Below are 25,255 nucleotides of genomic sequence, written 5' to 3' on the forward strand. Positions count from 1 at the left end.
CTACAAAACTCTCGTATATATTTAATATTATGAACCTATTGTCGGAAAATGTCAATAGATGTCTGAAGATTTGATGTCCTATTCTTTACTCTTTTACTAATTCTTGATACAGCTAGATTAACAGATTTTCAAGAAGAGCAAGTCTAGGCGATCGCTATGGCAGATTGTATTTGTGGTATGATTTTTTCAACTGAATATTGGTACTGATGTTCTCAATGTTCAAAAAAATAAAAAAAATTTCTTTTTTTGGGGTCAAAACCTATTGACTTTATTTTCTCGGCGTGATATTTTGATAATGGGAATGCGTGCCTAAATAAAAATTTTGCTTACATCCCATTATAATAATATAACTATATTAGCACATTTAGCCCGCCCCACACCCTCAAAATAAAAAATTTTTTCAAAAAAACTTATTTAAAAATAGCAAATCAATAATTTAAACTTATGAATTAGTACAAGAAACTCAAATCATCTTCCTGCCCTGAATCACCTGTAAACTTCCACCAGCATATAAACTAGGTTCTCCCACATCAAAACCATAATCTCTTAACAAACCAGGTAAGTCCGTTTTCAACAATTCCCAAGCCGTCTGGGTTTCAAACAACCAGAAAAATACCGCCAACCCCGGCCAAAATATCGGATTTGTGGGAGAGTGAAAATCTACCAAAGTGAAAACTCCTCCCGGTTTTAACACCCGATAAACCTCTTTAATGATTTTTGGCAGTTGTTCAGATTGCATTTCGTGTAAAGCCGCGCTAGTATGTACCACATCAAATAAATTATCTGCAAAAGGCATATCCTCAGCAAACGCTTCTATATACTTAGCATTTGGGACATTTTTCTGCGCTCGCTGGATAGATAATGGGGAAGCATCCAAGCCAGTGACATTTTCCGAAAAATTCACTAAAAATCTGGTTACTTGACCACTACCACAGCATAAATCTAAAATCTGAGTATCCGATTGCAATTTTAAATTTTGTAAAGCCAGTTGACGAAACCGGGGTTCACCACCCACAGTCACAGCCGCTAATCGGGAGATGCCATCATATAGCCATTGGTATCTGTAACTTAAATCTCTAAAAATTGTGGTCATTGTTTTTTTCCTGCCGATAAAGCTTTATATTTAATAAAGATATATTGTTAACATTAGTGAAAAATCTGTAAGGATTGGGGGAAAGTAACTGCTATGGGTCGTATAGGGGTATTATTACTTAATCTCGGCGGTCCCGACAAACCAGAAGATGTCGGACCGTTTTTGTATAATCTGTTTTCTGATCCAGAAATTATCCGCTTACCGTTTCGCTGGATGCAAAAACCTCTAGCTTGGTTTATTGCTACGCGTAGAGAAAAAACATCTCAAATAAATTATCAGCAAATCGGCGGCGGTTCTCCATTGCGACGGATTACAGAAGAGCAAGGAGCAGCCATTAAAGCTCAGTTAGGTGAATTAGGACAAGAAGTTAATATCTACGTGGGAATGCGTTATTGGCATCCTTACACAGAAGAAGCGATCGCCCAAATTACTCAAGATAACCTTGATAAATTGGTAATTCTCCCGCTTTACCCCCAATTTTCCATCAGCACCAGCGGTTCTAGTTTCCGGTTATTAGAACAACTATGGAAGGAAAACCCCAAACTCCAAAATCTTGAGTATACCGTTATTGACTCTTGGTACAAAGAACCAGGTTATCTGCAAGCAATGGCAGAACTTATAGTTGGCGAACTGGAGAAATTTCCCCGTCCTCAGGACGTGCATATCTTCTTTAGCGCCCATGGTGTACCTAAAAGCTATGTAGAGGAAGCCGGCGACCCCTACCAGCAAGAAATTGAGGAATGCACCGACTTAATTATGCAAACCCTCAACCGTCCCAATCCCCACACCCTAGCTTATCAAAGTCGTGTTGGTCCTGTTGAATGGCTAAAACCTTATACAGAAGATGCACTGAAGGAACTCGGTGTAAAAGGCGTGAAAGATTTAATAGTTGTCCCCATTAGTTTTGTTTCCGAACACATCGAAACCCTACAAGAAATTGACATTGAATATCGAGAAATAGCGGAAGAAGCAGGAATACACAACTTCGGACGTGTCCCTGCGCCCAACACTAATCCGGTATTTATTAAAGCCCTATCCGACTTGATCATTGATGCTCTCAAACAACCTGACCTGAAACTCTCTCAAGTCACCCAAATGAAAAAAAGGGTAAAAATGTATCCCCAAGAACGTTGGGCATGGGGAATAACCACCAGTGCCGAAGTCTGGAATGGTCGGATAGCCATGCTAGGATTTATCGGGCTAATTATTGAGTTAGTTACTGGTAAAGGGTTACTGCACGTGGTCGGGCTTTTACATTAATCTTCATAATTGTTCAGAGGGAACAGGGAACGGGCAACTTTCTAACAGGAAAAACTCATGTTTGAGTTAAACATGAGATTGAAATAATGACACTGTTTTTTTGCTTTTTTTTGACAGAAGCTCTAAACTGGTGCAAATGAGTGTTTCTTATCTGTTCCCTGTTCCCTGTTCCCTGTTCCCTTTTTTGGTAATTGTCAATTATCAATTTTTACCTTTAGACCAGTCATACCAGTATTTTCCACTAAGAACAGCCAGCCAGAGGAGGCTACACAGGCGAAACCCATGCAGGTAGGTTTGAAACCCTTAATTTTGTGTTAGTCCACGTATCCCTTAGGAGACCGCAGGAATAGGTGGACTTTGCTTGTGTAGTCGCGATTTATGATCGCCGGGAACTTGTCAAACACGCTCTTAAGAGGAGAAGATTTCTCAACAAGGGTTTGGGCGATAGTGATCCAAAAATTTACAATTAAACCAAAGAAGAACAACAACAAAATAAATCTATCATTGGTATGATTTATAATATACTAGACTTTGTTATACACTGAAAAAAATTAATGTATACCAGTGAATTAGCTAAATATTCTGTGAGAACGGACATTGGACAAACCAACCGTATCCTCATAGTGGAAGACGAAGAACTGATTCGGGAAATGTTAGTTGTGGCCTTGGAAGGGGAAGGCTATGAAATAATTACCGCTAGTGATGGCCGAGCAGCGATAGAATATCTGAAAAGTTGTGAAGATAATTCTGAAGAACTGCCTTTAGACTTGGTGCTATTAGATTTGATGTTACCGCAAATTAATGGCCTAGACATTTGCCGTTTTTTACGTCATCAAGGCAACTCAGTGCCAATTTTAATGTTGAGTGCTAAAGGTAGTGAAACTGACCGAGTCCTGGGCTTAGAAGTGGGTGCTGATGACTATTTGACAAAACCATTTAGTATGCGAGAATTGGTGGCGCGGTGTCGGGCGTTACTTCGTCGTCAACGTTTAAGTTCATTGCCACAGGTTACTTTCCTCAAGCACAAAGATATAACTTTAAATGCTCAAGAGTGTCGGGTTATAGTCCGTGGAGAAGAGGTAAGTTTGTCTCCCAAGGAGTTCCGACTGTTAGAATTATTTATGAGTTATACCCGTCGGGTATGGTCACGAGAGCAATTATTAGATCAGGTATGGGGTCCAGATTTTGTGGGGGATAGCAAAACTGTGGATGTTCATATCCGCTGGTTACGGGAAAAGTTGGAGGAAGATCCTAGTCATCCAGAATATATTGTAACTGTGAGGGGTTTTGGTTACAGATTTGGGTAATTGGTGCCGATAGTTGTTAGTTTTGAGTAATAATACACCAACTAACGACCTCAATGTTTTTAATGGGATTTTCGCTGGGTTTAGCTGTTGGCCTGGGTTTTTGGGTTTGGCAACAGGTTCATTTGCACTGGTATTTAGAACAATTACTACAATCGCCAAGTTCTAATTTCCATAAAATTACTAATATTAAACTGCTGCTAAGACCTCGCTTACGGCAGGAAATCTCTATGGTGAATAGACAGCAACAAAATTTGCAGCAATCATTGTCCATGTATAAGGAATTACTGGATTTTGCTCCGCTGGGATATTTGCAGGTAGACGAGGAAAATCAATTGTTGTGGTGCAATCAACAAGCGCGGGAAATCTTATATCTTCAAAGATGGCAACCTGGACAGGTGCGTTTGTTGCTAGAGTTGGTGAGGTCTTATGAATTAGATCAGTTAATTGAACAAACTCGTGATTGGCAAAAACCCCAGGTGCAGGAATGGGTTTTTCATCCCGCTTGTGAAGATGCTAAGGTGATGACAGAATTAAAGCCCATGTTTCTGCGGGCTTCTAGCTTGCCATTACCCACGGGACAGGTGGGAGTATTTTTGGAAAATCGCCAATCTGTGCTAGATATGAAGCAAGAACGCGATCGCTCTTTTTCCGATTTAGCCCATGAACTCCGCACCCCCTTGACGGCAATTCGTCTCGTGGTGGAAACTCTGCAAACCCGTTTAGAACCACCTTTAGACCGTTGGGTTAATAGGCTGATGCAAAAAGTTGACCGACTGATTAATTTAGTCCAAAGTTGGTTGGAGTTGACGCAAATGGAAAACAATCCCACCATGCAGTTAAATTTGGAAATGGTGGAAATGCGATCGCTCATCATCTCCGCATGGGAAACCCTAGAACCAATTGCCCAGCGTCATTCTCTCAGTATTAACTATTCTGGACTAGACAGCATCTGCATTCAGGCAGATAAATCTCGACTTTATCAAGTATTTGTCAACTTGCTAGATAATAGCATCAAATATAGTCCAGCTACCACAACTATTGACATTGAGACTAAAATAATTTCTACTGATAACGGTCAAATGTTGGAAATAAATATTATTGATTTCGGTGTTGGGTTTGCTGTTGACGACTTACCTCATGTATTTGAAAGGTTTTATCGCGGAGATAAAGCCCGGTATCGTTCACCAGTCAATGAAGTAAATTCGACAACGGGAATTGCTGGTAGCGGTTTAGGTTTAGCCATTGTCCAGCAAATAGTCATGGCTCACGGTGGTGTAATTAAAGCCATGAACCATCCAGAAACAGGTGGTGCTTGGATACAAATTCAATTTTCTCATCTCAAGTTATGACAAATTTACCTAAGTAGGTTAGCATTGAAAATCGTCGTTATGGCACTAGGCTTGAGGCAAGAGGCAAGAGTGAAGAGGGTTTGGGCGATTTTACTTTTCGGTCTACGGTTTTTTTCCGTTCACCTACTTAGTCAAGACTATAGTTAAGAAAATATATACACTTTTAATATAACCACTATGAAAACTGTATTTGATCCTCCCAATCACGAAATACTACCAATAGAACGCTCCATTAGACGTTTAGAACGGGATTTATTACGTATGGGGGCTTTAGTAGAACAATCATTTCGGCTGAGTCACCAAGCCCTATTTGCCGGTGACTTAATCGCAGCGGAACAAATACCCCGGTTAGATAAAAAAATTGATCGCTTTTATCGGCAAATAGAATCAGATTGCACAACTATTATCATTCGTCAAGTATCCACAGAAAGAGATTTGCGCTGTATAAGTGCTTTTATGCAATTGGTGCGTGACTTAGAACGAATTGGGGATTATGCCGAAGAGCTAGGGGAAATTGCCATTAAACTCTTCCCTTATCCTCAACATAGCTCCTTACCAGAAATTGCAATTATGTCCCAGTACGCCCAAGCAATGTTAGCAACTTGTTTAGTCGCATTGGCAGATTTAGACGAAACCAGTGTACAAAGAATGAAGCAGTTAGATGATACTGTAGATAATGCTTATGAGCATCTTTATCAAACCTTTGCCCAACAGGAAAATACTTTTGGCGTAATTGAGCCAATTCTCTTGTTAACTTTAGCAATTCGTTGTTTAGAACGCATGGCAGATCACGCAACTAATATTGCTCAACGAGTTACATATATTGTTACAGGTCAGCGATCGTAAATTGGATATTGATCGCCATCAATACATACCATAGACAGGGTATAATCTCAAATTTATCAAATAATAAATAAATCATAACCTTGTATAAAAATTTTGATATTTAGTTGTTTTAATTGCCATTAATGATGTAGAATCACTATAGAACATTTATGTATAAGTTCCCTTGGGACTTTACCATAGACTGGATTCATTATAGGTGTGAGAGAGATTGAAATTTATGAAAAAAGCTTTTTGGAATATCCTCAAGGTTAGCCCCGTCCTAGCTTTGACCTTATTGACAGGTAACAGTGCCTTTGCTGGTGAAGCTAAGGAACAAGTAACAAGTGTTGCTCAATTGTCCCAAGAGTCCAACAGCTTGGGTCAAGTAACATCTGTTTCTCAGTTTTCCGACGTACAACCCACAGATTGGGCGTTTCAAGCATTACAATCTTTAGTTGAACGTTATGGTTGCGTAGCTGGTTATCCTAGCGGTACTTTCCGTGGTAATCGCGCCTTGAGTCGTTATGAATTTGCGGCTGGTTTAAATTCCTGCTTAGACCGCGTTAATGAACTCATTGCTACCGCAACCGCTGACATGGTGAGCAAGCAAGATTTAGCTACCTTACAGCGTTTGCAAGAAGAATATTCCACTGAACTAGCAACTATTCGCGGTCAAGTAGATGCTTTAGAAGCTCGGACCGGCGAACTGGAAGCTAATCAGTTCTCAACCACCACAAAGCTATCTGGTGAAGCAATTTTCAGCGTATCCCAAGCTTTTGGGGATAAAGTAGCATTTGCGGATAAGACAACTGCCAATGCTAATACTCCTGCTAAGAACGTTGACTTAGATTCCAACGCTACTTTCTCTGACCGAGTGCGGTTAACCTTGAACAGCAGTTTCACAGGAACAGACCAATTGCAAACTCGGTTGAATGCGATAAATATCAACCCAAATAGTGTAGGTACTGGTGGTACTGGTACTGGCATGACTCGTTTAGGTTATGACGGTAGCACCACTACTGCCAATAATAATAACAGCATCACCATTGACAAACTCAACTACTCCTTCAACTTGAGCAAAGCAATCCGTGTCAAGATTGATGCTACTGGCGCTGAGTTAAACGAGAACGTCAATGTTTTCAACCCTGACTTTAGAAGTAGTGGTTCAGGTTCTTTATCTCGTTATGGACGTTTCAGCCCCATTTATCGTCAAGCAGGCGATGGTGCAGGTCTAACTGTTAATGTGACTCCTAATGATAAATTAGCATTGAGTGCGGCTTATTTTGCAACAGGTAGAGATAATAATGCAAATGATCCATCCCCAGGAAAAGGACTATTTGATGGTAACAATACCATCTTTGGTCAGTTAGCTTTGAAGCCTACTAAAGCCATCAACCTTGGTCTAACCTACGCCCACTCATATCAAAATAACGCTTTTAACCTCTTCGGAAGTACAGGTAGTGCTGTTGCTAATAACCCTTTTAACAGTATTGGTGTTACTGCTACCGCAATTGAAGCTAACCACTATGGTGTACAAGTTAGCTTGCAACCCACAGCTAAAATCACATTAGGCGGTTCAGCAGGTTATACAACAGCTAGTACATTAAAGGCTGCTGCTCCAGCAAGCACTGAGACATGGTACTGGGCTACTACATTAGGTATTAAAGACTTCGGTAAAGAAGGTAATACATTGGGTTTGATCTTCGGTCAATCACCTAAAATCTCTGAAGCTACAGTAAGTGGGAAATCAGTTCTCAGCACACTAAAAACTACAGGTAGAGAATCAAGTAATTCTTATCATGCAGAAGGTCTTTACAAGATAAAGCTTTCTGATAATATCCTTGTTACTCCTGGTGTATTGGTAATCTTCAATCCTGAGAATAACGACAAGAATAGCACCGAGTACGTTGGTACTTTACGGACTACCTTCACTTTCTAGAATCAACTGAGATTAGTAGTTGGGATTTAGCGAGTTTAGTCGCATGGTTAGGGGTTTAGCAGTGCTAAACCCCTACACTTATTTGTGAAATATCTCTCGTTCCCATACTCTGTATGGGAATGAATTCTATAAGGCTCTGCCTTTAATAATACAATTAGGCAGAGCCTACATCATGGCATTCCCAGTCAGAGACTGGGAACGAGATAACCTCTTAGCTTTACGCAAAATATAATTCATATTAAATTAAGAATAAAAAAGAGACTAATGAATTCAATAGCATCTACCTTAACTTCTATTCTCAGCACCGAAAACGCCGTTATATCGTGGGAAAATCTCAGCCCCACCCAACAGCATAATATCCAACAAGGAATAGACCCTAAAAGCCAGCCTAGTTGTGTCATTTATCCCCATAGCCAAGCAGAATTAGCCGCCGTTATCACCACTGCCAACAGTCACAAATGGCGTGTTCTAAGCTGTGGTAGCGGTAGTAAAATCAATTGGGGTGGTTTAGCTAAAAATATTGATATTATTGTCAGCACCGAACGCATTAACCAACTCATAGAACACGCTGTAGGTGATTTAACTGTCACCGTCGAAGCCGGGATGAAATTTGCCCAGCTTCAGGAGATTTTAGCTAAACATCACCAATTTTTAGCACTTGATCCCGCTTTTCCTAATTCTGCTACTATTGGTGGTATGGTTGCTACTGCCGATACGGGTTCTCTGCGGCAACGTTATGGTGGTGTGCGTGACCAACTTCTAGGTATAACTTTTATCCGCGCAGATGGTCAAATCGCCAAAGCTGGGGGAAGAGTCGTTAAAAATGTGGCTGGTTACGACTTAATGAAATTATTTACTGGTGCTTACGGGACATTAGGAATTATCAGCCAAGTCACTTTTCGAGTTTATCCCATTCCTGAAACTTCGGGAACAGTAATATTAACTGGTAAACCTGAAGCTATATCCCAAGCAGTGAGAACTTTACAAAGTTCGGAATTAACACCAACTCAAGTTGATTTATTATCAAGTAAGTTAGTTACTAATTTAGATTTGGGAACAGGAATAGGATTAATTACCCGCTTTCAAAATATTAATGAAAGTGTCCAGGAACAATCAAAACGACTTTTAGTAATTGGTGAAAAGTTGGGTTTACAAGGGGTAATTTATTCAGGAAATAATGAGGCTGATTTATGGCAACGATTACCAGAACAAATACATTCTCATGTGACAGAATCTACAATTACCTGCAAAGTAGGAGTATTACCAACTGCGGCTGTGGAGATTATCAATCAAATAGATATTGGTTTAATTCATATTAGCAGTGGTTTGGGTTTAGTCCGTTTAGAAAATAAAGATCAGATTTTACCTTTGCGGAATTTATGTGCAGCAAATTCTGGTTTTTTAAGTATTTTATCAGCACCTGTTGAGTTAAAGGAAAGGTTTGATGTTTGGGGGTATAATGGTAATGCTTTGGCAGTAATGCGGGGAATTAAAACACAGTTTGATGGTAATTTTATTTTAAGTCCTGGTCGGTTTGTGGGTGGGATTTAAGAAATAAGAAAATGAACCACGAAGGCGCAAAGAACACGAAGTGAAGAGGGAGAAGAGAAATGCAAGTTTCAGAGGGTGCTGTTAATAATACTGCTAGTATTAAGAATTTGAAGGGTTTTGATGGAAGTCATCCACCTGATCCTAAGTTAATTGATAGTTGTGTTCATTGTGGTTTTTGTCTGTCTACTTGTCCTAGTTATCGGGTATTAGGTAAGGAGATGGATTCTCCCAGGGGACGGATATATTTAATGGATGCTATTAATGAGGGTGAAATTGCTCTCAATACGGCTACTGTTGAACATTTTGATTCTTGTTTGGGTTGTCTAGCTTGTGTTTCTACTTGTCCTTCTGGTGTGCAGTATGATAAGTTGATTTCGGCTACTAGACATCAGGTGGAAAGAAATTATAATCGCAGTTTACCTGATAAGTTGGTTCGACAATTGATTTTTTCTCTGTTTCCTAATCCTGATCTTTTAAGAATTTTACTTTTTCCATTATTAGTTTATCAAAAGTTAGGAATTTCTAAGGTATTACAAGCAACTGGGTTAATTAAAGCCATATCTCCCCGGTTAGCTGCTATGGAATCTATTTTACCGGAAATTACTCTTAAATCTTTTCAGGATAATTTACCAGATATCATCCCAGCGAAGGGTGAAAAAAGATATCGGGTGGGTGTAATTTTAGGATGTGTACAAAGGCTGTTTTTCTCTGGTGTCAATGAAGCGACGGTAAGGGTTTTAACTGCGAACGGTTGTGAGGTGGTAATTCCTAAGTCTCAAGGTTGTTGTGCGGCGCTTCCTGAACACCAAGGACAAACGGAACAAGCGAAAGTTTTAGCAAGACAAATGATTGATAGTTTTGCTGATACTCATGTGGATTTTGTGATTATCAATGCTGCCGGTTGTGGTCATACTTTGAAAGAATATGGTCATATTTTAGCAGATGATCCAGAATATGCTGAAAAAGCGAAAATATTTGCCGCGAAAGTTAAGGATTCACAGGAGTTTTTAGCTAATGTGGGTTTAACAGCTAAACTTTCACCTTTGACTGATAAAAATCTCACCTTAGTTTATCAAGATGCTTGTCATTTATTACATGGTCAAAAAATTAGTGTTCAACCTCGTCAACTGTTAAAACAAATTCCCGGTGTGACTTTAAAAGAACCTATTGACGCGGCTTTGTGCTGTGGTAGCGCGGGGGTTTATAATATGTTACAACCGGAAGTTGCGGAAGAATTAGGTAAACAAAAAGCCCAGAATTTATTAAATACTGGCGCTGATTTAATTGCTTCTCCTAATCCTGGTTGTAGTTTGCAGATTAGTAAATATTTACAGGGGAAAACTATTTCTGTCATGCACCCAATGGAGTTATTAGATTATTCAATTCGGGGTGATAAGTTGGAGATTTAGAACATTTCTTAATCGGCGTTGCTGAATAAAAGTATGAATTTATCTCTCGCAGAGACGCAGAGGCACAGAGAGTAAGAGTTCAAGAGATGGAATTTTCTACTTTCATACATCAATTCAGCAATGCCTCTTAATCTAATGAAGTACAAATTTATCTGCGTTTATCTGCGTCTATCCTCTTCCATCTGCGGTTAACTCCCTCCCATTATACCTCACTTGAAGAAGATAAAAAAGAAGTCAGGGGTCTTATTTATCTTTCCCAAATTAAGTTCATTGCCTTTTTTATGATCTCTTCTTGTTGGACTAATTTGCTTAATTCTTCTGCTTCATATTGACCTTCAAAAGCTTCAATTGCGGCTTTTTCTAAGGCTAAATCATAAGCATCTTCTAGAGTCGCTGCTAATTCTGTTTCACTCATGTAAGTTCCTTTTGCTTTTTCACGGGAATTACTGCGTTGAATTTGTTTGACAGAATTGCGAATGGAAAGATTCCAAGACCTAGTGGTGCGGTTTTCAGCAGCTTGTTTAATTAGGTGTAGAAGTAAAATGATGCCATAGCTAAATATTTTATTCAGTTTATCAGATTTGCTCATTTCTTCTAATTCTTCGACAATTAACAAGGCTTCTGTTATATTGCCTTGGTGCAGGAGTTCTTTGAGGGTAAGTAGTTCTTCCATTGGCTTGATTTTCCTAATTTTTCATAGCTAAGGTTAATCCGTCGGCTATGGGAACTAAACTGAGGGTAATTCGGGAATCTTCATGTAATTTGCGATTCAAATCCCGAATTTTATTAGTTTGATTATCCTGGATTTCTGTATCTGCAACTTTACCTGACCACAACACATTATCAATAGCAATTAGTCCACCTGGGCGAATTAATTCAAGACATCGCTCATAATAATTATTATAGTTACTTTTGTCAGCATCAATAAACGCAAAATCAAAAGTTCCTGCTTCTCCGGTTGTTAATAAATTATCTAATGTTTCCAAAGCTGGGGCAATATGCAAGTCAATTTTATCAGCAACTCCTGCTTGTTGCCAATAACGGCGAGCTACACTGGTATACTCTTCGCTAACATCACAGGCGACTATTTTACCATCTGCGGGTAAAGCTAAAGCTACTACTAAGGAACTATAGCCAGTAAATACACCGACTTCTAAGGTTTTCTTTGCTCCTATCAGTTTTACCAGCAATGCCATAAATTGCCCCTGTTCAGGAGATATTTGCATGATAGACCTTGGCATTTGAGCGGTTTCTTGACGCAGTTGGGTTAAAATAGTTGGTTCGCGTAGGGAAACTGAAAGCAAATAATCATATAAGTTTTGTTCTAAGCCTAGTGTTTGTTTTGACATGATTTATGTTTATTAATTATTTTATGATAGTTCTTCCTCATCAACTCTATGATAACAAATTTAAAATCAAATGTCAACCCCCAAATCCTCTTTTAAAGCCGATTATTTTGCTAATATGTTAGTACGTTGCATAACAATAGTTGGTTGAGGGGTTCTTGATGACTGTTTATATTATTCGTCCTAAGACGACATCGGTAGCACGTTCTTTAAAATTAGCATCGAGAAAATTCACTCCCGAAAGTCGTCCCTCACAAGTTGCAGAAGTGGTGAATTTTTGGCAAGAAGATTCTGGATATCAAGAAATAATTAGTTATTTGGAAGATACAGATACAATTAGCGAATATCCAACTCATTCAAATATTACAGGTGCTAAAATTGTTGATATACCTGATGAAGAAGTTGAACAACTACGGCAAGATTTACCTAATGCTTTAATTTTACGGGATTTGCCAATAGAATTAATTAAACCAGAAAGAAGTATAGCAGGTGCTAAAACCACTCTGACAACAGATGATCTTTGGCATTTAGAAGCTATATCTCTTCTTAAAGCCCGTCAGCAAGGATTTACAGGCACAGGTAAAGGAATAACTGTTGCAGTTCTCGATTCTGGTATAGACGCAAACCACCCAGAAATAAAAGGTAAAATAATTGAATCTTATAGTTTAAATCCCAGAACACAAGAAATCCAACCCGTACCATTTGAAGATACACATGGACATGGTACTCATGTTGCCGGGTTAATTTGTGGAAATAAAGTTGGTGTTGCACCCGAAGCAAAAATCATCAACAGTATTATGTTTCCGAACGGTATATGTAATTTAACAGATTGGATATCTTGGTTTAATTGGTTAGCACTACAACCAGAAATTAATATTATCAATCTTTCTGCGGGTGAACTTTCATTACCATCAGGTTATTTTGAGCTATTTAGTTCCTTAATTGATGACTTAATAACTGTAGGTGTACTTCCTATTTGTGCGGTAGGTAATGAAGGATTCAACCGTTCTCGTACACCTGGTAACTGTAAAGGTTCACTTTCTGTAGGTGCTATCAACAATAGACATCAAGTTGCATCTTTTAGCGGTAATACTACTATGACAATTAACTATCAATCTTATAATGTTCCTTATTTAGTTGCACCGGGAGAAGGTGTTTATTCATCGGTTCTAGGAGGAGGTTATGAAGCTTGGAATGGTACATCTATGGCCACACCTATAGTTTCTGGTGTGGCTGCGTTAATATTAGAACGGTATAATAAAAGTATGTCGGTGCTAGATTTATTAAATGAAATTTTGACATCTTGTCAAGATTTGGGAGCAAATCAGCAACGTCAAGGTCAAGGTTTAGTTCAAATACCAACTACACTATATGAACCTTAAAGAAGACCAAATTAGTAAAATTGACCCTTTGCTGGAAGAGGCGTTAATGAATGCAAGGGGTGATGAAAAGATGCGAGTAATTATGACTTTAGGTGATGAAAATCAACTCAGGAATAGTCAAGCATTGCCAATGCTTGAACCTGGGAATTTTTCTTCATCTATTGCTTATAAACAAGCATTAATTGAACGGCGAAAAAATCAACTTTCTCAGGTTATAGGTGACACAATTCAAGAATTACGAAACTTGTCTTTAAAACCTGTAGGTGGCACAATGAGCCGTGTTGTAGTTGTGGAAGGTTCAGCAACAGATATATTAAATTCATTAGAATTATCTGGCGTAAATAATGTTAGTTTAGATCAATTGGTGGGATTACCGGAAGTTGCACCTGATGAAGCAGTGAATCATTTTGCTGAATTGTATATTAATATTTTAGGAATTGACTTAGATCAGAAAACCAAAAAATCAATTTATCAAGCATCTAAACAATACATTCTTAACTATCACAAGCGATATAATCGGTTGCGAGTTTTAGGAATGTCTCAATTTGTTAACTTAGATGATATTTATACAGAAGTCCAATGTTTACAACCTGGTGAAATTAAAAATTTTGAATCAGTAACAGCATTAGAAGAAAATTATCGGCAAAATGGTAGTCGCAAATTGACTAATGAAAAATCTGCTAGACAAAATGGAATAACAATTGCTAACCAATATGCACATTTAATGATATTGGGACAACCGGGTGCGGGTAAGTCTACATTTTTAAGGAAAATAGGACTAGAAACACTTAAAGGTAATTCTGGACAAATTCAGAGTCAATATATTCCAGTTTTAATAGAATTAAAACAATTTACTGGGGATGAAGTTAATATTTTAAATATTATTGCAAATGAGTTTTTAGCTTGTCAATTACCACAAGCAGAAGCATTTACTAATAAATTACTAAATCAAGGTAAATTATTACTTTTATTAGATGGATTAGACGAAGTACCTAGTAGAAATTTTGAATTAGTGATTGATAGGATACAAAATTTTGTTAAGCAATACAAGCAAAATAAATTTGTAATTTCTTGTCGTACTGCTGCCTATCGTCAAAAGTTCAATAACTTCAAAGAATTCATTATTGCAGATTTTGATGATCAACAAATTCAACAGTTTATTAATAACTGGTTTTATTCGGAAGTTGATAAAAAATTAGGGACTGCGGAAAAATGCCGGAATAAAATAAACAGTGAAAAAGCTACTAGAGAATTAGCCAGAACTCCCTTATTATTAACTTTTCTTTGTTTAGAGTATGATGAGTCTCAAGATTTACCAAAAAAGAAAGCTACATTATATGGTAATGCTTTAGATATTTTATTGAGAAGATGGGCATCTGAAAAAAGATTACCTTATGAACCAATTTATCGTCAACTAGGCATTGATTTAGAAAAAATCATGTTGGCTGAAATTGCTTATAATAATTTTGCAAAAGATAAGTTATTTTTTTCTCAGCAAGAAGTTTTAAATCAAATTCAAAAATTTCTATCTAATAATGATAATGCACCGAAAAATTTAGATCCTGGGAAAATATTAGATGCTATTACTATTGAACAGGGAATTTTAGTCGAACGTGCTAGAGATGTATTTTCTTTTTCTCATTTAACCCTACAGGAATATTTAACAGCCCAATATATTGATGATCATCGTCTAATTGAAAAATTAGTAACGGAACATTTGACAGATGAACGTTGGAAAGAGGTATTTTTGTTAGTTGCGGGAGTCATGCGCGGTGGTGCAGATGATTTGTTGTTATTGATGGAAAAGGAAGGACAACAATATATCAATACCCCAAAATTACAAGCTTTATTAAATTGGGCGGAAGAAGTCACAGTAGGATCTCAAGGTGATTATAAACCAGTTGGGAAACGTGCAGTTGCGATCGCCCTCGCCAAAGCCTTCTCCATTGCTATAGCCCTTGACTACGCTAACGCCAATGCCTTCGCATATGCTTTGGAATACGCCAAAGCCAACGCGAATGCCCTCACTTACGCCTACACTAACGCTAATTCCTATGCCTACGCCATCACCATTGAGAACGACAAAACATACACCAGCACTGTCACCAAAGTCATTACCAACCGCATCACCAACCCCATCAGCTACGTTATATTTAATATTACTAAATACATTGATGAAGTTAGTAAATTGAACATTTATAATCAAAAGCTAAACTTCACTTTGTTAGTTACTCGACTAGAAGCACTAAAAGCTAAAATACCTGATGATAAACAACCAGAAGAAGTACGTCAAGCTTTTGCTAAAACATTGAGAGAAACATTACTCAATGGTTTTAATCTCACTCCAGAAATGGTTGATTTATCTGGGGAAGAAACAAAGGCACTAGATAATTATCTCTACGCCAATTTTCTAATTATCCAATGCAAAGAAGCAGCCGTGCGGGTATCACCGACAACATGGGAAGGAATAGAAGCGCGGATGTTGTTGGTGGGGAATAATTAAAATCCAGGGAGTTTATGTAGAGATGTTGCAAAGATAAGATTTTCTGAAGAAAGGGCTTATTTGCCCTCTAAAATTGAAGATTATTCTATAAACTTACTCGCGTCAGAGGGGGTATTCATGAGCCGTCCAATTATTCTGGGTATTGTGGGTGATAGTGCTGCGGGGAAAACAACTCTGACTAGAGGGATTGCTCAGGTACTCGGTCCGGAAAATGTGACTATTATCTGTACAGACGATTACCACCGTTACGATCGCACACAACGGGCAGAAATCGGCATTACAGCCCTCCATCCTGATTGTAACTACCTGGATATCATGCAGCAACATTTATCGCTGTTACGGACAGGACAGGCGATTCTCAAGCCGGTTTACAGCCACTCCACAGGCACTTTTGAACCACCGCAATATATCAAACCCAGTAAATTTGTGATTATTGAAGGGTTACTAGGTTATTCCACCCGTGTAGCCCGTGATGCTTATGATGTTAAAGTCTATCTTGCACCACCTGAATCAGTTCGTGCTAATTGGAAGGTGAAGCGGGATACTCAAAAGCGGGGATACACTCCAGAACAAGTATTAGCAGAATTAGATAAACGCGAACCAGATTCGGAACAGTATATCCGTCCTCAGCGGCAATGGTCTGATATTGTGGTCAGTTTCTATCCTCCCAATGATGAAATAGATGAAACTAATGGACGTTTAAATGTGCGCTTGGTGCTGCGTCCTTCAATTCCTCATCCCGATTTTACAGAAATTATCCATGCAGGTCGTAGTGATTCCCAATCAGCTATCCGCTTGGGACTAGATAGAGACATGGGAAAACCAGTGGATGTTTTAGAAGTTGACGGTCATGCAACTTTGGAACAGGTGAATAAAATCGAACAGATTATGTGTAATGATATGCCGCATTTAAATAGTGTGTGCGATCGCGAAAGTAATCCAGAATTGGGTAAAATTGCGGGTACAACTGGAGAAACACTGCAAAGTTATCCCTTAGCACTAACTCAGTTAATTATCACTTACCATATGCTCAAAGCTACGCAAATTTACCAATAAGTAATTCCGGGTAGTATCTACAAAAATTAAAGATATTGTCAAAAAGGAATAATTGTGTGCACAAATAAGGGATAAATAATGAGTTAGCATTCAGCCCCCAGTCCTCAGCAATCAACCTGAAAATCTGAAATACAGGTAATTAAATCAATACCCCCTCTTCTTTGCTATTTCTGCTTTTCGCTGATAGCTGATAGCTGATAGCTGAATGCTATGACAATTATTCCCAATTCAAAATTCCCAATTGGTATGACTTATTGCCTGAGAATAGCCGACTTACCGGAAAATGAACGCCCCCGTGAAAGGTTAATGACTCACGGACCGAAAATTTTAGCTACAGCGGAATTAATCGCTATTTTGCTGGGTACTGGACAAGGCCCTGGTAAATTATCCGCAGTTGGTTTAGGGCAATATATATTACAGCAATTGGGTAAAGGTCAGTGTGACCCCTTAGCTGCTTTACGAAATGTCTCCCCCGCTGAATTAATGGAAATTCCCGGTGTCGGACCAGCAAAAGCGACAACTATCCTCGCTGCAATTGAATTGGGTAAACGGACTTTTTTATCTCGTCCCTCCGACGGAACAGTGATTGATAGTCCCATGGCTGCGGCTGCGGTGCTGAGTCAAGACTTGATGTGGCAAAATCAAGAAAGATTTGCCGTGTTATTATTGGATGTGAAAAATAAGTTATTAGGCACAAAGGTAATTACAATTGGGACGGCGACGGAAACGTTAGCCTCTCCCCGTGATATCTTTCGAGAAGTTATTCGTCAAGGTGCTACCAGGGTAATAGTTGCCCATAATCATCCTTCAGGGAGTTTAGAACCCAGTGAAGCAGATATAGAATTGACTCGTCAATTATTAGCCGGTGCGGAACTTTTAGCTATTTCCATTTTAGATCATTTAATCTTAGGTAATGGCACTCATCAGAGTTTAAGAGAAATTACAACTTTATGGGATGATTGTCCGCAAGTTGATTGATATTTCTACCTTTTTTGTTCTAGGTCTTTTAGTGCTTTGTCTGTGCGGGTATTGGGGTTTTTGGGACGCTTAATATTAGAAAATAAGTCAATAGCAAAATTATTCAAAGCTATCCGGGTTTGAGTGCTGGATTTTCCCAAAGCACCTGGTAATACCTGATCTCCCACTGTTATAAAGAGAATAAAGGCCATAAAAAAAAAGGGTATGTATCGTTTCATTTCCTAGCCAATTAGAGATTGCAATTGATAACTATCCTTAGAGAATGCCCAAATTATCATCAAAACAATAACTTACAAATAATATTTTTTTCTGAATCTGATCTTCAAATAACATGATCTCACAAAAATTTTCAACAGTTAATTTAGAGGGTGTTTGCCTAAATATGTGCAATTAATGGCGTATAATCTTGAAAATCAGGATATATTGTTAACCATGGATTTTATCACCATTTTAGGATTAGTTGCAGGTGGATTAACCACTATTGCCTTTTTACCGCAAATGTTGCAAATATGGCGCACAAAATCAGCGAAAGATGTCTCCTATGTGATGCTGATTGTCTTCATGAGTGGTTTGTTTCTGTGGTTAGTCTATGGGATTATTCTCGGTGCTTTCCCAGTTATTCTCGCCAACGCGGTGACATTATGTTTTAACTTGATTATTCTATGGCTTAAAATTAAATATAGATAACTCTACTAAAAAAACTGTGACATCATCTGTATTTAACTCTGAACGCCTTCTGTTTACGCCCGCAACCCCCAATCACGATGCTATTCCCGTAATTTTCGCCTTTCCTAATGAGTATACGGTGGGGATAACTAGTCTGGGTTATCAGGTGGTATGGGCGACTCTGGCTATGCGTGATGATTTGCAGGTAAGTCGCTTATTTACTGATATTCGGGAACAACTTCCTAGACATCCAGAATTATTAGGTTTTTCTATGTCTTGGGAATTAGATTATGTGAATATTTTTAATCTTTTGGAATCTTTAGAAATTCCGATTCGGGCTAATTCTCGCAATCAAAATCATCCTTTAATTTTTGGTGGTGGACCAGTTCTAACAGCTAATCCTGAACCTTATGCTGAATTTTTTGATGTGATTTTATTGGGAGATGGTGAAAATCTGCTGGGTGATTTTATAGATACTTATAAAAAAGTCAGAAATGCTGATAGAGAAACTCAGTTAAAAACTTTAGCCCAAGTTCCGGGAATTTATATTCCTAGTTTATATGTAATTGAATATATCACACCCGATGGGGAAATAAAATCAATTAATCCTATTTCATCGGAAATTCCCCCAATTATCCAAAAGCAAACTTACCGAGGAAATACTCTTTCTGCTTCTACTGTTGTCACAGAAAAAGCTGCTTGGGAAAATATTTATATGGTGGAAGTGGTGCGAAGTTGTCCCGAAATGTGCCGCTTTTGTTTAGCTAGTTATCTAACTTTACCTTTTAGAACTGCGAGTTTAGAAAATTCTTTAATTCCGGGAATTGAACGGGGTTTAAAAGTTACAAATCGTTTGGGTTTGTTGGGGGCTTCTGTTACTCAACATCCAGAATTTACAGAATTATTAGATTATATTAGTCAACCAAAATATGATGATGTGCGGTTAAGTGTCGCGTCGGTGAGAACCAATACAGTTACTGTTAAATTAGCTGAAACTTTGGCAAAACGCGATACAAGATCATTAACAATTGCTGTCGAAAGTGGTTCGGAAAAAGTTCGGAAAATTGTCAATAAAAAATTGGATAATGATGAAATTATCCAAGCAGCTATCAATGCAAAAGCTGGTGGTTTGTCTAGTTTAAAACTCTATGGAATGGTGGGAATTCCTGGGGAAGCAGCGGAAGATGTGGACGCAACTATAAAAATGATGGAAAATGTTAAAAAAGCTGCACCTGGACTGCGCTTAACCCTGGGATGTAGTACCTTTGTTCCTAAGTCTCATACACCATTTCAATGGTTTGGGGTTAATAAGCAAGCAGAAAAGCGGTTACAGTTATTACAAAAGCAAATTAAACCCCAAGGGATAGAATTTCGACCAGAAAGCTATAATTGGTCAATTATACAGGCTTTGTTGTCGAGAGGCGATCGCCGACTTTCTCAATTATTAGAATTAACCCGCAATTTTGGTGACTCTTTGGGAAGTTACAAACGGGCTTTTAAACAACTAAAAGGACAAATTCCCGACTTAGATTTTTATGTTCATAGTAATTGGTCAACTGAGAAAATTCTACCTTGGAATCACTTGCATGGACCATTACCTCAGTCTACACTAATTAAACATTTAGCAGAAGCTACCAACTCAGAATTAAATCATAAATAATGCACACAGATACCATATTCTACCAAATCTTCCTCACCTTCCATACTCTATTATTTGAACTACTGGGACAACCCCCAGATAGAAGTCAAAGAAAAAGCCTTTCGATTTGATGGGATATTCATGCCAAATAGTGAAGAAAAACCTATCTATTTTGTCGAGGTGCAATTTCAAAACAAACCAGAGTTTTACTGGGAATTAATTACAGAAATCAACATTTATCTCAATCAATATAAACCCGAACAAGATTGGCAAGCGGTAGCTTTATTTGCTAAACGGAGTTTAGATGTAGAGAAATTAACGAATTACCAACAAGAATTAGTCAATAGTGGTCGAATCAAACGAATTTATTTAGATGAAATAGCATCAGGGTCAATAGGAATGGGATTAATTGAATTAATTGTCAGTAAAGAAAACCAATCACAGGAATTGGTGAAAAACTTGATGACAAGAACAAAGACAGAAGTTAGCAATGATAGTGAAAGACAAGGTATTATAGAATTACTGGAAAGTGTTTTGATGTCAAAGTTTTCACAATTAAGTCGTCAGGAGATAGAAGCCATGTTTTTAGTGAGTGATATTAAGCAAACAAGGGTATATCAAGAAGCTAAACAGGAGGGTGAACAGGAAGGAAGAAGGAAGACAAGAAGGTGAGAAAAACTTGCTGCTGCGAATATTATCGAAACGGTTTGGGAAATTGATTACTCACCACATCGGAAGTATTAACAGCTTGACAATAGCACAGCTAGAAGACCTGGGAGAAGCATTATTAGATTTTGGAGATATTAACGATTTAGAACAATGGCTAAAATCTCACACAGAATCATAGATTTAGATAGTTTACAAATGACCCAAATTATTACTCAAGTAGACGCTTTCACTAATACTCCATTCAAAGGAAATCCTGCGGCTGTATGTGTTTTAGATAGTCCAAAATCTGAAGCATGGATGCAAAATATTGCCCAGGAAATGAATCTATCAGAAACCGCTTTTTTAATTAAACAAGATGACGGTTTCAATTTGCGCTGGTTCACTCCGACGGTAGAAGTTCCCTTGTGTGGACACGCTACCTTAGCCAGCGCTCATGTATTATGGTCACAAGGGCATTTATTACCAAATCAAGAAGCGCGTTTTTATCCAAAAAGTGGTGTACTTGCAGCGAAACTAGAAAATGATTGGATTCAGTTAGATTTTCCAGTGAACCTTTCTCAAGCTGTAGAATCACCTCCAGAATTAAGTCAAGTTTTAGGAGTGAATTGTAAATCTGTTGTCCAAAATTCTCTCGGCTATTTAGTAGAAGTAGAATCTGAGCAATTAGTCAGAGAAATGCAGCCGAATTTCCAACAGATGAAAACTCTCACTAAGGCTGATATTATCGTTACTAGCATTGCTGATTCTGACTCGGAATATGATTTTGTCTCCCGCTTTTTTGCCCCTACTTTAGGGATTAATGAAGATCCGGTAACAGGTGCGGCACATTGTTGTTTAGCCCCATTTTGGCGGGATAAATTGGGAAAAGATGAATTTTTAGCCTATCAAGCTTCTAGTCGGGGTGGAGTAGTCAAAGTGTACTATCCTGGAGCAAACCGCGTCTTTATATCTGGACAAGCTGTAACAGTAATGCAAGGAAAATTAACTATAGGTTAAGAATATATGACATCCCGCAGATCCCCGACTTCTTAAAGAAGTCGGAGATCTTAGTAGACAAGGATTAAGTTAATATTTGTAATTAAATTTTTAGATTTCAGATGACACTTATCGGGCATTATTGACGGTGAACCTCCTTTAATGCAGGAAGTTGAGCAGTAAATAAATTGAGGTTTCCATTTTTTATAGGTGATAATGTTAGTAATACCGTCCTAAAGAGGGATGGTGATTTGATAAAAATGTTAGAGTTCAGAAGGAGAAATCCCTGTAAATACTGAATTTTTACATAAATTAACCCATACTAAAAACTCAAAAAATGACCATTAACCGTGCAGCTAATAGAAATTTACTTCAAAAATCAGATTGGCCTGTAAAAGATTTACCAGGATTGAGTGCAGAAGATCAAGCTCAATTAAAGAATTGTGGCATTAATACCACAGAAGAACTAATTAAAAGAGGAAAAACTCCAGAAGAGAGAATAGTATTAGCGGGTAAATTACAGGTAAATATCCATTCTGTGAATAAATGGGTTGTTTTGGCAGGTTTAGCCCGTGTTCCCAGTGTAGGAACTCAATATTGCGGTATATTGCTTCACTCTGGGGTTATTTCCATAGCCCAATTAGCCCAAACTCCGACTCACAGATTACATAGACAAGTTATGCGTTTGCAAGTAGCAACATTGCATAATCGGGATTTGTGTCCAGCAGTTGAATTAGTGCAACAGTGGAGTCATCAAGCGCAAGCAATGGGTAATTAGTCAGTAGGGGCGAAGCATTTGGAAGATAAATTATCGGTCATCGCCAAAAATAGTTCTCCAAATGCTTCGCCCGTACAGTTGTCAGTGGTCAGTAGGGGCGAAGCATTTGGAAGATAAATTATCGGTCATTGCCAAAAATAGTTCTCCAAATGCTTCGCCCGTACAGTGCCTCTTGCCTCCTGCCTATTCTTTTGCTAAGACACCGTTAAGGAAAATATCCGCTAGTCCCTCCGCCATTTTTTGCATTTCTTGGGGGGAGGCGTTGGGTTCTATGAGGGTATTATCGGAGAAACCGGCGATCGCAAATAAACCTAAAAAAACTTTAGCTCCAAGTTTGGCATCCATCTGACGATAGATGCCTTTATCTATTGCGGTTTGAAAAAATGCTTCAGCAACGGCTGTCATTTTATCAATAACTTCTGTTTGAATGCGATCGCGCAAATCTGGATGAAATTGCACTTCCATAAAGCAAACGCGCATGGTATCGGCGTTTTTTTGTAAATTCCACATCCGCCGGCGCATAACTTCAGCGATCGCCTTATAGCTACCCATTTCGCTAAGTTCTGTCAGTAAATCCGTGAGAAGATCCACCCAGCCGCTAGTAGCCACTTCCACCAAAATTGCTTTTTTATTGGCAAAATGACGAAAGAGAGTTCCTTCAGCTACCCCTGCGGTTTGTGCTAAATCACGGGTTGTAGTTCCCTCGAACCCTTTGGCTGCAAACAATCGTTGTGCTGCTTGCAAAATGCGTGTACGCGTCTGCATTTCTGATGATGGAGGAGAACTAAAAATCCGCATGGTAGTTATTTTGATATATTTAAAACAAGATTCGTAGCCCTATTGTGCAACATCAAATGCTAAAAATACAAAAAGCTTAATAGAAGATAACTCTCTTTTTGTTAAGTAGTCTATTTCTCAAGTAATGTAAACTTACTTTAACTTTTGCTTATGCACCAGACAATTTTAAATTTCTTCATGGGTAACGTTAAAAATTCCCCATTCCGGCGGCTATTAGCCACCACTTTGGCATTAATGGTATTTAGTGGAGGATTGATCCCAGAAACAGCTTTAGCCCTGCAAAAATCCCCAAATTCCATTCAACCTTACCTAGAACAAGTAATTAATCGCCTAACAGAATTTCGCCTGGATAATGGACTGAAATTCATCGTTTTAGAAAGACATCAAGCCCCAGTAGTTTCCTTTCTCACCTATGCTGATGTCGGTGGGATTGATGAACCAGATGGACAAACAGGAGTAGCCCACTTTCTTGAACATCTAGCATTTAAAGGCACAAAACGCATCGGGACTACAGACTATAAAGCCGAAGCACCACTTTTAGCCAAGTTAGAACAGTTAGATAACCAAATCAAAACTGGAAAAGCTAATAGTAAGAAAGATGAAATAGCGCGGTTAGAAACTGAATTTAAATCAGTAGAATCCCAAGCCATCAAATTAGTTAAACAAAACGAAATGGGGCAAATAGTTGAACAAGCTGGAGGTGTGGGTTTAAATGCAACTACTTCCTCCGAAGCTACTCGCTATTTTTACAGTTTTCCAGCCAATAAATTAGAATTGTGGATGTCTTTAGAATCAGATCGCTTTTTAGATCCTGTATTTCGGGAATTCTATCAAGAAAAAGAAGTAATTTTGGAAGAAAGACGGCTGCGAGTCGAAAATTCTCCTATCGGACAAATGGTGGAAAAATTCATAGATGCTGCTTTCAAAGTTCATCCTTACCGCCGACCAGTAATTGGTTATGATCAAGATATTCGCAACTTAACACCAGAGAATGTTAAGAAGTTTTTTGATGCTTATTATGCTCCCAGTAATTTAACAATTGCGATTGTGGGAGATGTCAACCCTGCGGAAGTGAAAAAACTGGCACAAACTTATTTTGGGCGTTATGCAGCTAAACCCAAACCCCAACAAAAACTACCTGTAGAACCCCAACAAACTGCCACTAGAGAAGTTACTTTAGAATTAGCTACTCAACCTTGGTATTTAGAAGGTTATCATCGTCCTGCCGTTACTGATCCTGATAATGCAGTTTATGAAATAATTGGCAGTTTATTGAGTGACGGCAGAACATCAAGACTGTTTAAGTCTTTGGTAGAAAAACAAAGTTTAGCCCTAAATGCTCAAGGTTCTAGTGGCTTTCCAGGGGATAAATATCCTAATCTCATCTTCTTTTATGCTCTCACATCTCCTGGGAAAACAGTCGATCAAGTAGCGATCGCTTTACGCCAAGAAATTGATAAATTGAAAACAGAACCTGTATCTGCGGTGGAATTAACAAGAATAAAAACCCAAGCAAGAGCCGGATTATTACGCAGCCTTGATTCTAACTCAGGCATGGCAGAGCAGTTGTTAGAATATGAAGTCAAAACCGGTTCTTGGCGCAATTTATTTGGGCAATTAGAAAAAATTGCCGCAGTCACTCCTGAAGATATTCAAAGAGTCGCCCAAGCCACATTTACACCAGAAAATCGCATAGTTGGGAAGTTGTTATCCAAACAACCAGGATAGTACC

At 38.4% G+C, this 25,255-nt stretch carries 22 protein-coding genes and 1 pseudogene; 18 read left to right on the plus strand and 5 right to left on the minus strand.

What is annotated here, in order from left to right:
- Positions 1-463: 463 nt before the first annotated feature.
- On the minus strand, positions 464-1,093 hold the full coding sequence (locus tag AN490_RS01735; protein ID WP_299999382.1) for a class I SAM-dependent methyltransferase: 630 nt from the start codon (positions 1,091-1,093) through the stop codon (positions 464-466).
- A 93-nt stretch (positions 1,094-1,186) separates the two neighbouring features.
- Here AN490_RS01735 and hemH point away from each other — a divergent pair, with 93 nt between their 5' ends.
- The 7 genes from hemH (at position 1,187) to AN490_RS01770 (ending at position 10,733) form a co-directional block, all read left to right on the plus strand.
- Positions 1,187-2,353 carry a ferrochelatase gene (hemH, locus tag AN490_RS01740; RefSeq protein WP_299999384.1) on the plus strand — a complete coding sequence of 389 codons (1,167 nt, stop codon included), beginning with the start codon at positions 1,187-1,189 and terminating at the stop codon, positions 2,351-2,353.
- A gap of 554 nt (positions 2,354-2,907) precedes the next feature.
- A complete protein-coding gene (locus AN490_RS01745; RefSeq protein WP_299999386.1) occupies positions 2,908-3,660 on the plus strand; it encodes a response regulator transcription factor in 753 nt (250 codons plus the stop codon).
- A 53-nt stretch (positions 3,661-3,713) separates the two neighbouring features.
- Positions 3,714-5,009: a cell wall metabolism sensor histidine kinase WalK gene (locus AN490_RS01750; protein ID WP_299999388.1), complete on the plus strand. Its 1,296-nt coding sequence runs from the start codon at positions 3,714-3,716 to the stop codon at positions 5,007-5,009.
- A gap of 177 nt (positions 5,010-5,186) precedes the next feature.
- The gene (gene phoU / locus AN490_RS01755; RefSeq protein WP_299999390.1) at positions 5,187-5,855 is read left to right on the plus strand and encodes a phosphate signaling complex protein PhoU; all 669 of its coding nucleotides are present in this window, start codon (positions 5,187-5,189) and stop codon (positions 5,853-5,855) included.
- Between the two features lie 217 nt (positions 5,856-6,072).
- Positions 6,073-7,773, plus strand: coding sequence for an iron uptake porin (locus AN490_RS01760; protein ID WP_299999392.1), 1,701 nt, complete (start codon positions 6,073-6,075; stop codon positions 7,771-7,773).
- A 264-nt stretch (positions 7,774-8,037) separates the two neighbouring features.
- Entirely contained in the window at positions 8,038-9,324 is a 1,287-nt protein-coding gene (locus AN490_RS01765) for an FAD-binding oxidoreductase (protein WP_299999394.1), read from the plus strand.
- A gap of 59 nt (positions 9,325-9,383) precedes the next feature.
- Complete coding sequence (locus AN490_RS01770; RefSeq protein WP_299999396.1) at positions 9,384-10,733, plus strand: heterodisulfide reductase-related iron-sulfur binding cluster; 1,350 nt, start codon at positions 9,384-9,386, stop codon at positions 10,731-10,733.
- Between the two features lie 247 nt (positions 10,734-10,980).
- Here AN490_RS01770 and AN490_RS01775 read toward each other — a convergent pair whose 3' ends face one another.
- Both AN490_RS01775 and AN490_RS01780 read right to left on the minus strand, forming a co-directional pair.
- Positions 10,981-11,406 (minus strand): DUF29 family protein, encoded by a 426-nt coding sequence (locus AN490_RS01775; RefSeq protein ID WP_299999399.1) that lies wholly within the window; start codon positions 11,404-11,406, stop codon positions 10,981-10,983.
- A 13-nt stretch (positions 11,407-11,419) separates the two neighbouring features.
- Positions 11,420-12,082 carry a class I SAM-dependent methyltransferase gene (locus tag AN490_RS01780; RefSeq protein ID WP_299999401.1) on the minus strand — a complete coding sequence of 221 codons (663 nt, stop codon included), beginning with the start codon at positions 12,080-12,082 and terminating at the stop codon, positions 11,420-11,422.
- Between the two features lie 158 nt (positions 12,083-12,240).
- Here AN490_RS01780 and AN490_RS01785 point away from each other — a divergent pair, with 158 nt between their 5' ends.
- The 4 genes from AN490_RS01785 (at position 12,241) to radC (ending at position 17,998) form a co-directional block, all read left to right on the plus strand.
- Entirely contained in the window at positions 12,241-13,461 is a 1,221-nt protein-coding gene (locus AN490_RS01785; RefSeq protein WP_299999403.1) for a S8/S53 family peptidase, read from the plus strand.
- Positions 13,451-15,964 (plus strand): NACHT domain-containing protein, encoded by a 2,514-nt coding sequence (locus AN490_RS01790; RefSeq protein WP_299999405.1) that lies wholly within the window; start codon positions 13,451-13,453, stop codon positions 15,962-15,964. The genes AN490_RS01785 and AN490_RS01790 overlap by 11 nt, the downstream gene beginning before the upstream one ends.
- A gap of 117 nt (positions 15,965-16,081) precedes the next feature.
- Positions 16,082-17,020: a phosphoribulokinase gene (locus AN490_RS01795; protein ID WP_299999407.1), complete on the plus strand. Its 939-nt coding sequence runs from the start codon at positions 16,082-16,084 to the stop codon at positions 17,018-17,020.
- A 246-nt stretch (positions 17,021-17,266) separates the two neighbouring features.
- Positions 17,267-17,998 (plus strand): DNA repair protein RadC, encoded by a 732-nt coding sequence (gene radC, locus AN490_RS01800; RefSeq protein ID WP_299999408.1) that lies wholly within the window; start codon positions 17,267-17,269, stop codon positions 17,996-17,998.
- Positions 17,999-18,003: 5 nt separating this feature from the next.
- On the opposite strand, the gene AN490_RS01805 is transcribed toward radC, so the two are convergent.
- On the minus strand, positions 18,004-18,189 hold the full coding sequence (locus AN490_RS01805) for a hypothetical protein (RefSeq protein ID WP_299999410.1): 186 nt from the start codon (positions 18,187-18,189) through the stop codon (positions 18,004-18,006).
- 241 nt (positions 18,190-18,430) lie between these two features.
- On the opposite strand from AN490_RS01805, the gene AN490_RS01810 reads away from it, so the two are divergent.
- The 6 genes and pseudogenes from AN490_RS01810 to AN490_RS01835 all read left to right on the plus strand — a co-directional run bounded on the left by AN490_RS01810 (position 18,431) and on the right by AN490_RS01835 (position 22,725).
- The gene (locus AN490_RS01810; RefSeq protein ID WP_015080604.1) at positions 18,431-18,685 is read left to right on the plus strand and encodes a SemiSWEET transporter; all 255 of its coding nucleotides are present in this window, start codon (positions 18,431-18,433) and stop codon (positions 18,683-18,685) included.
- A 16-nt stretch (positions 18,686-18,701) separates the two neighbouring features.
- Entirely contained in the window at positions 18,702-20,324 is a 1,623-nt protein-coding gene (locus AN490_RS01815) for a radical SAM protein (protein WP_299999415.1), read from the plus strand.
- Positions 20,324-20,975, plus strand: a pseudogene (locus AN490_RS01820) (Rpn family recombination-promoting nuclease/putative transposase). Before AN490_RS01815 ends, AN490_RS01820 begins: the two are co-directional and overlap by 1 nt.
- 7 nt (positions 20,976-20,982) lie before the next feature.
- A complete protein-coding gene (locus AN490_RS01825) occupies positions 20,983-21,150 on the plus strand; it encodes a DUF4351 domain-containing protein (protein ID WP_299999417.1) in 168 nt (55 codons plus the stop codon).
- A gap of 17 nt (positions 21,151-21,167) precedes the next feature.
- On the plus strand, positions 21,168-21,968 hold the full coding sequence (locus tag AN490_RS01830; protein WP_299999469.1) for a PhzF family phenazine biosynthesis protein: 801 nt from the start codon (positions 21,168-21,170) through the stop codon (positions 21,966-21,968).
- A 316-nt stretch (positions 21,969-22,284) separates the two neighbouring features.
- Entirely contained in the window at positions 22,285-22,725 is a 441-nt protein-coding gene (locus tag AN490_RS01835) for a DUF4332 domain-containing protein (protein ID WP_299999419.1), read from the plus strand.
- A 183-nt stretch (positions 22,726-22,908) separates the two neighbouring features.
- Here AN490_RS01835 and AN490_RS01840 read toward each other — a convergent pair whose 3' ends face one another.
- Complete coding sequence (locus AN490_RS01840; protein ID WP_299999421.1) at positions 22,909-23,523, minus strand: TetR/AcrR family transcriptional regulator; 615 nt, start codon at positions 23,521-23,523, stop codon at positions 22,909-22,911.
- A gap of 150 nt (positions 23,524-23,673) precedes the next feature.
- Between AN490_RS01840 and AN490_RS01845 the strand changes: the two genes are divergently transcribed.
- Entirely contained in the window at positions 23,674-25,251 is a 1,578-nt protein-coding gene (locus AN490_RS01845) for a pitrilysin family protein (RefSeq protein ID WP_299999423.1), read from the plus strand.
- Positions 25,252-25,255 lie beyond the last annotated feature (4 nt).

It is taken from the genome of Anabaena sp. AL09, assembly GCF_001672255.1.
Lineage (GTDB): Bacteria > Cyanobacteriota > Cyanobacteriia > Cyanobacteriales > Nostocaceae > Dolichospermum > Dolichospermum lemmermannii.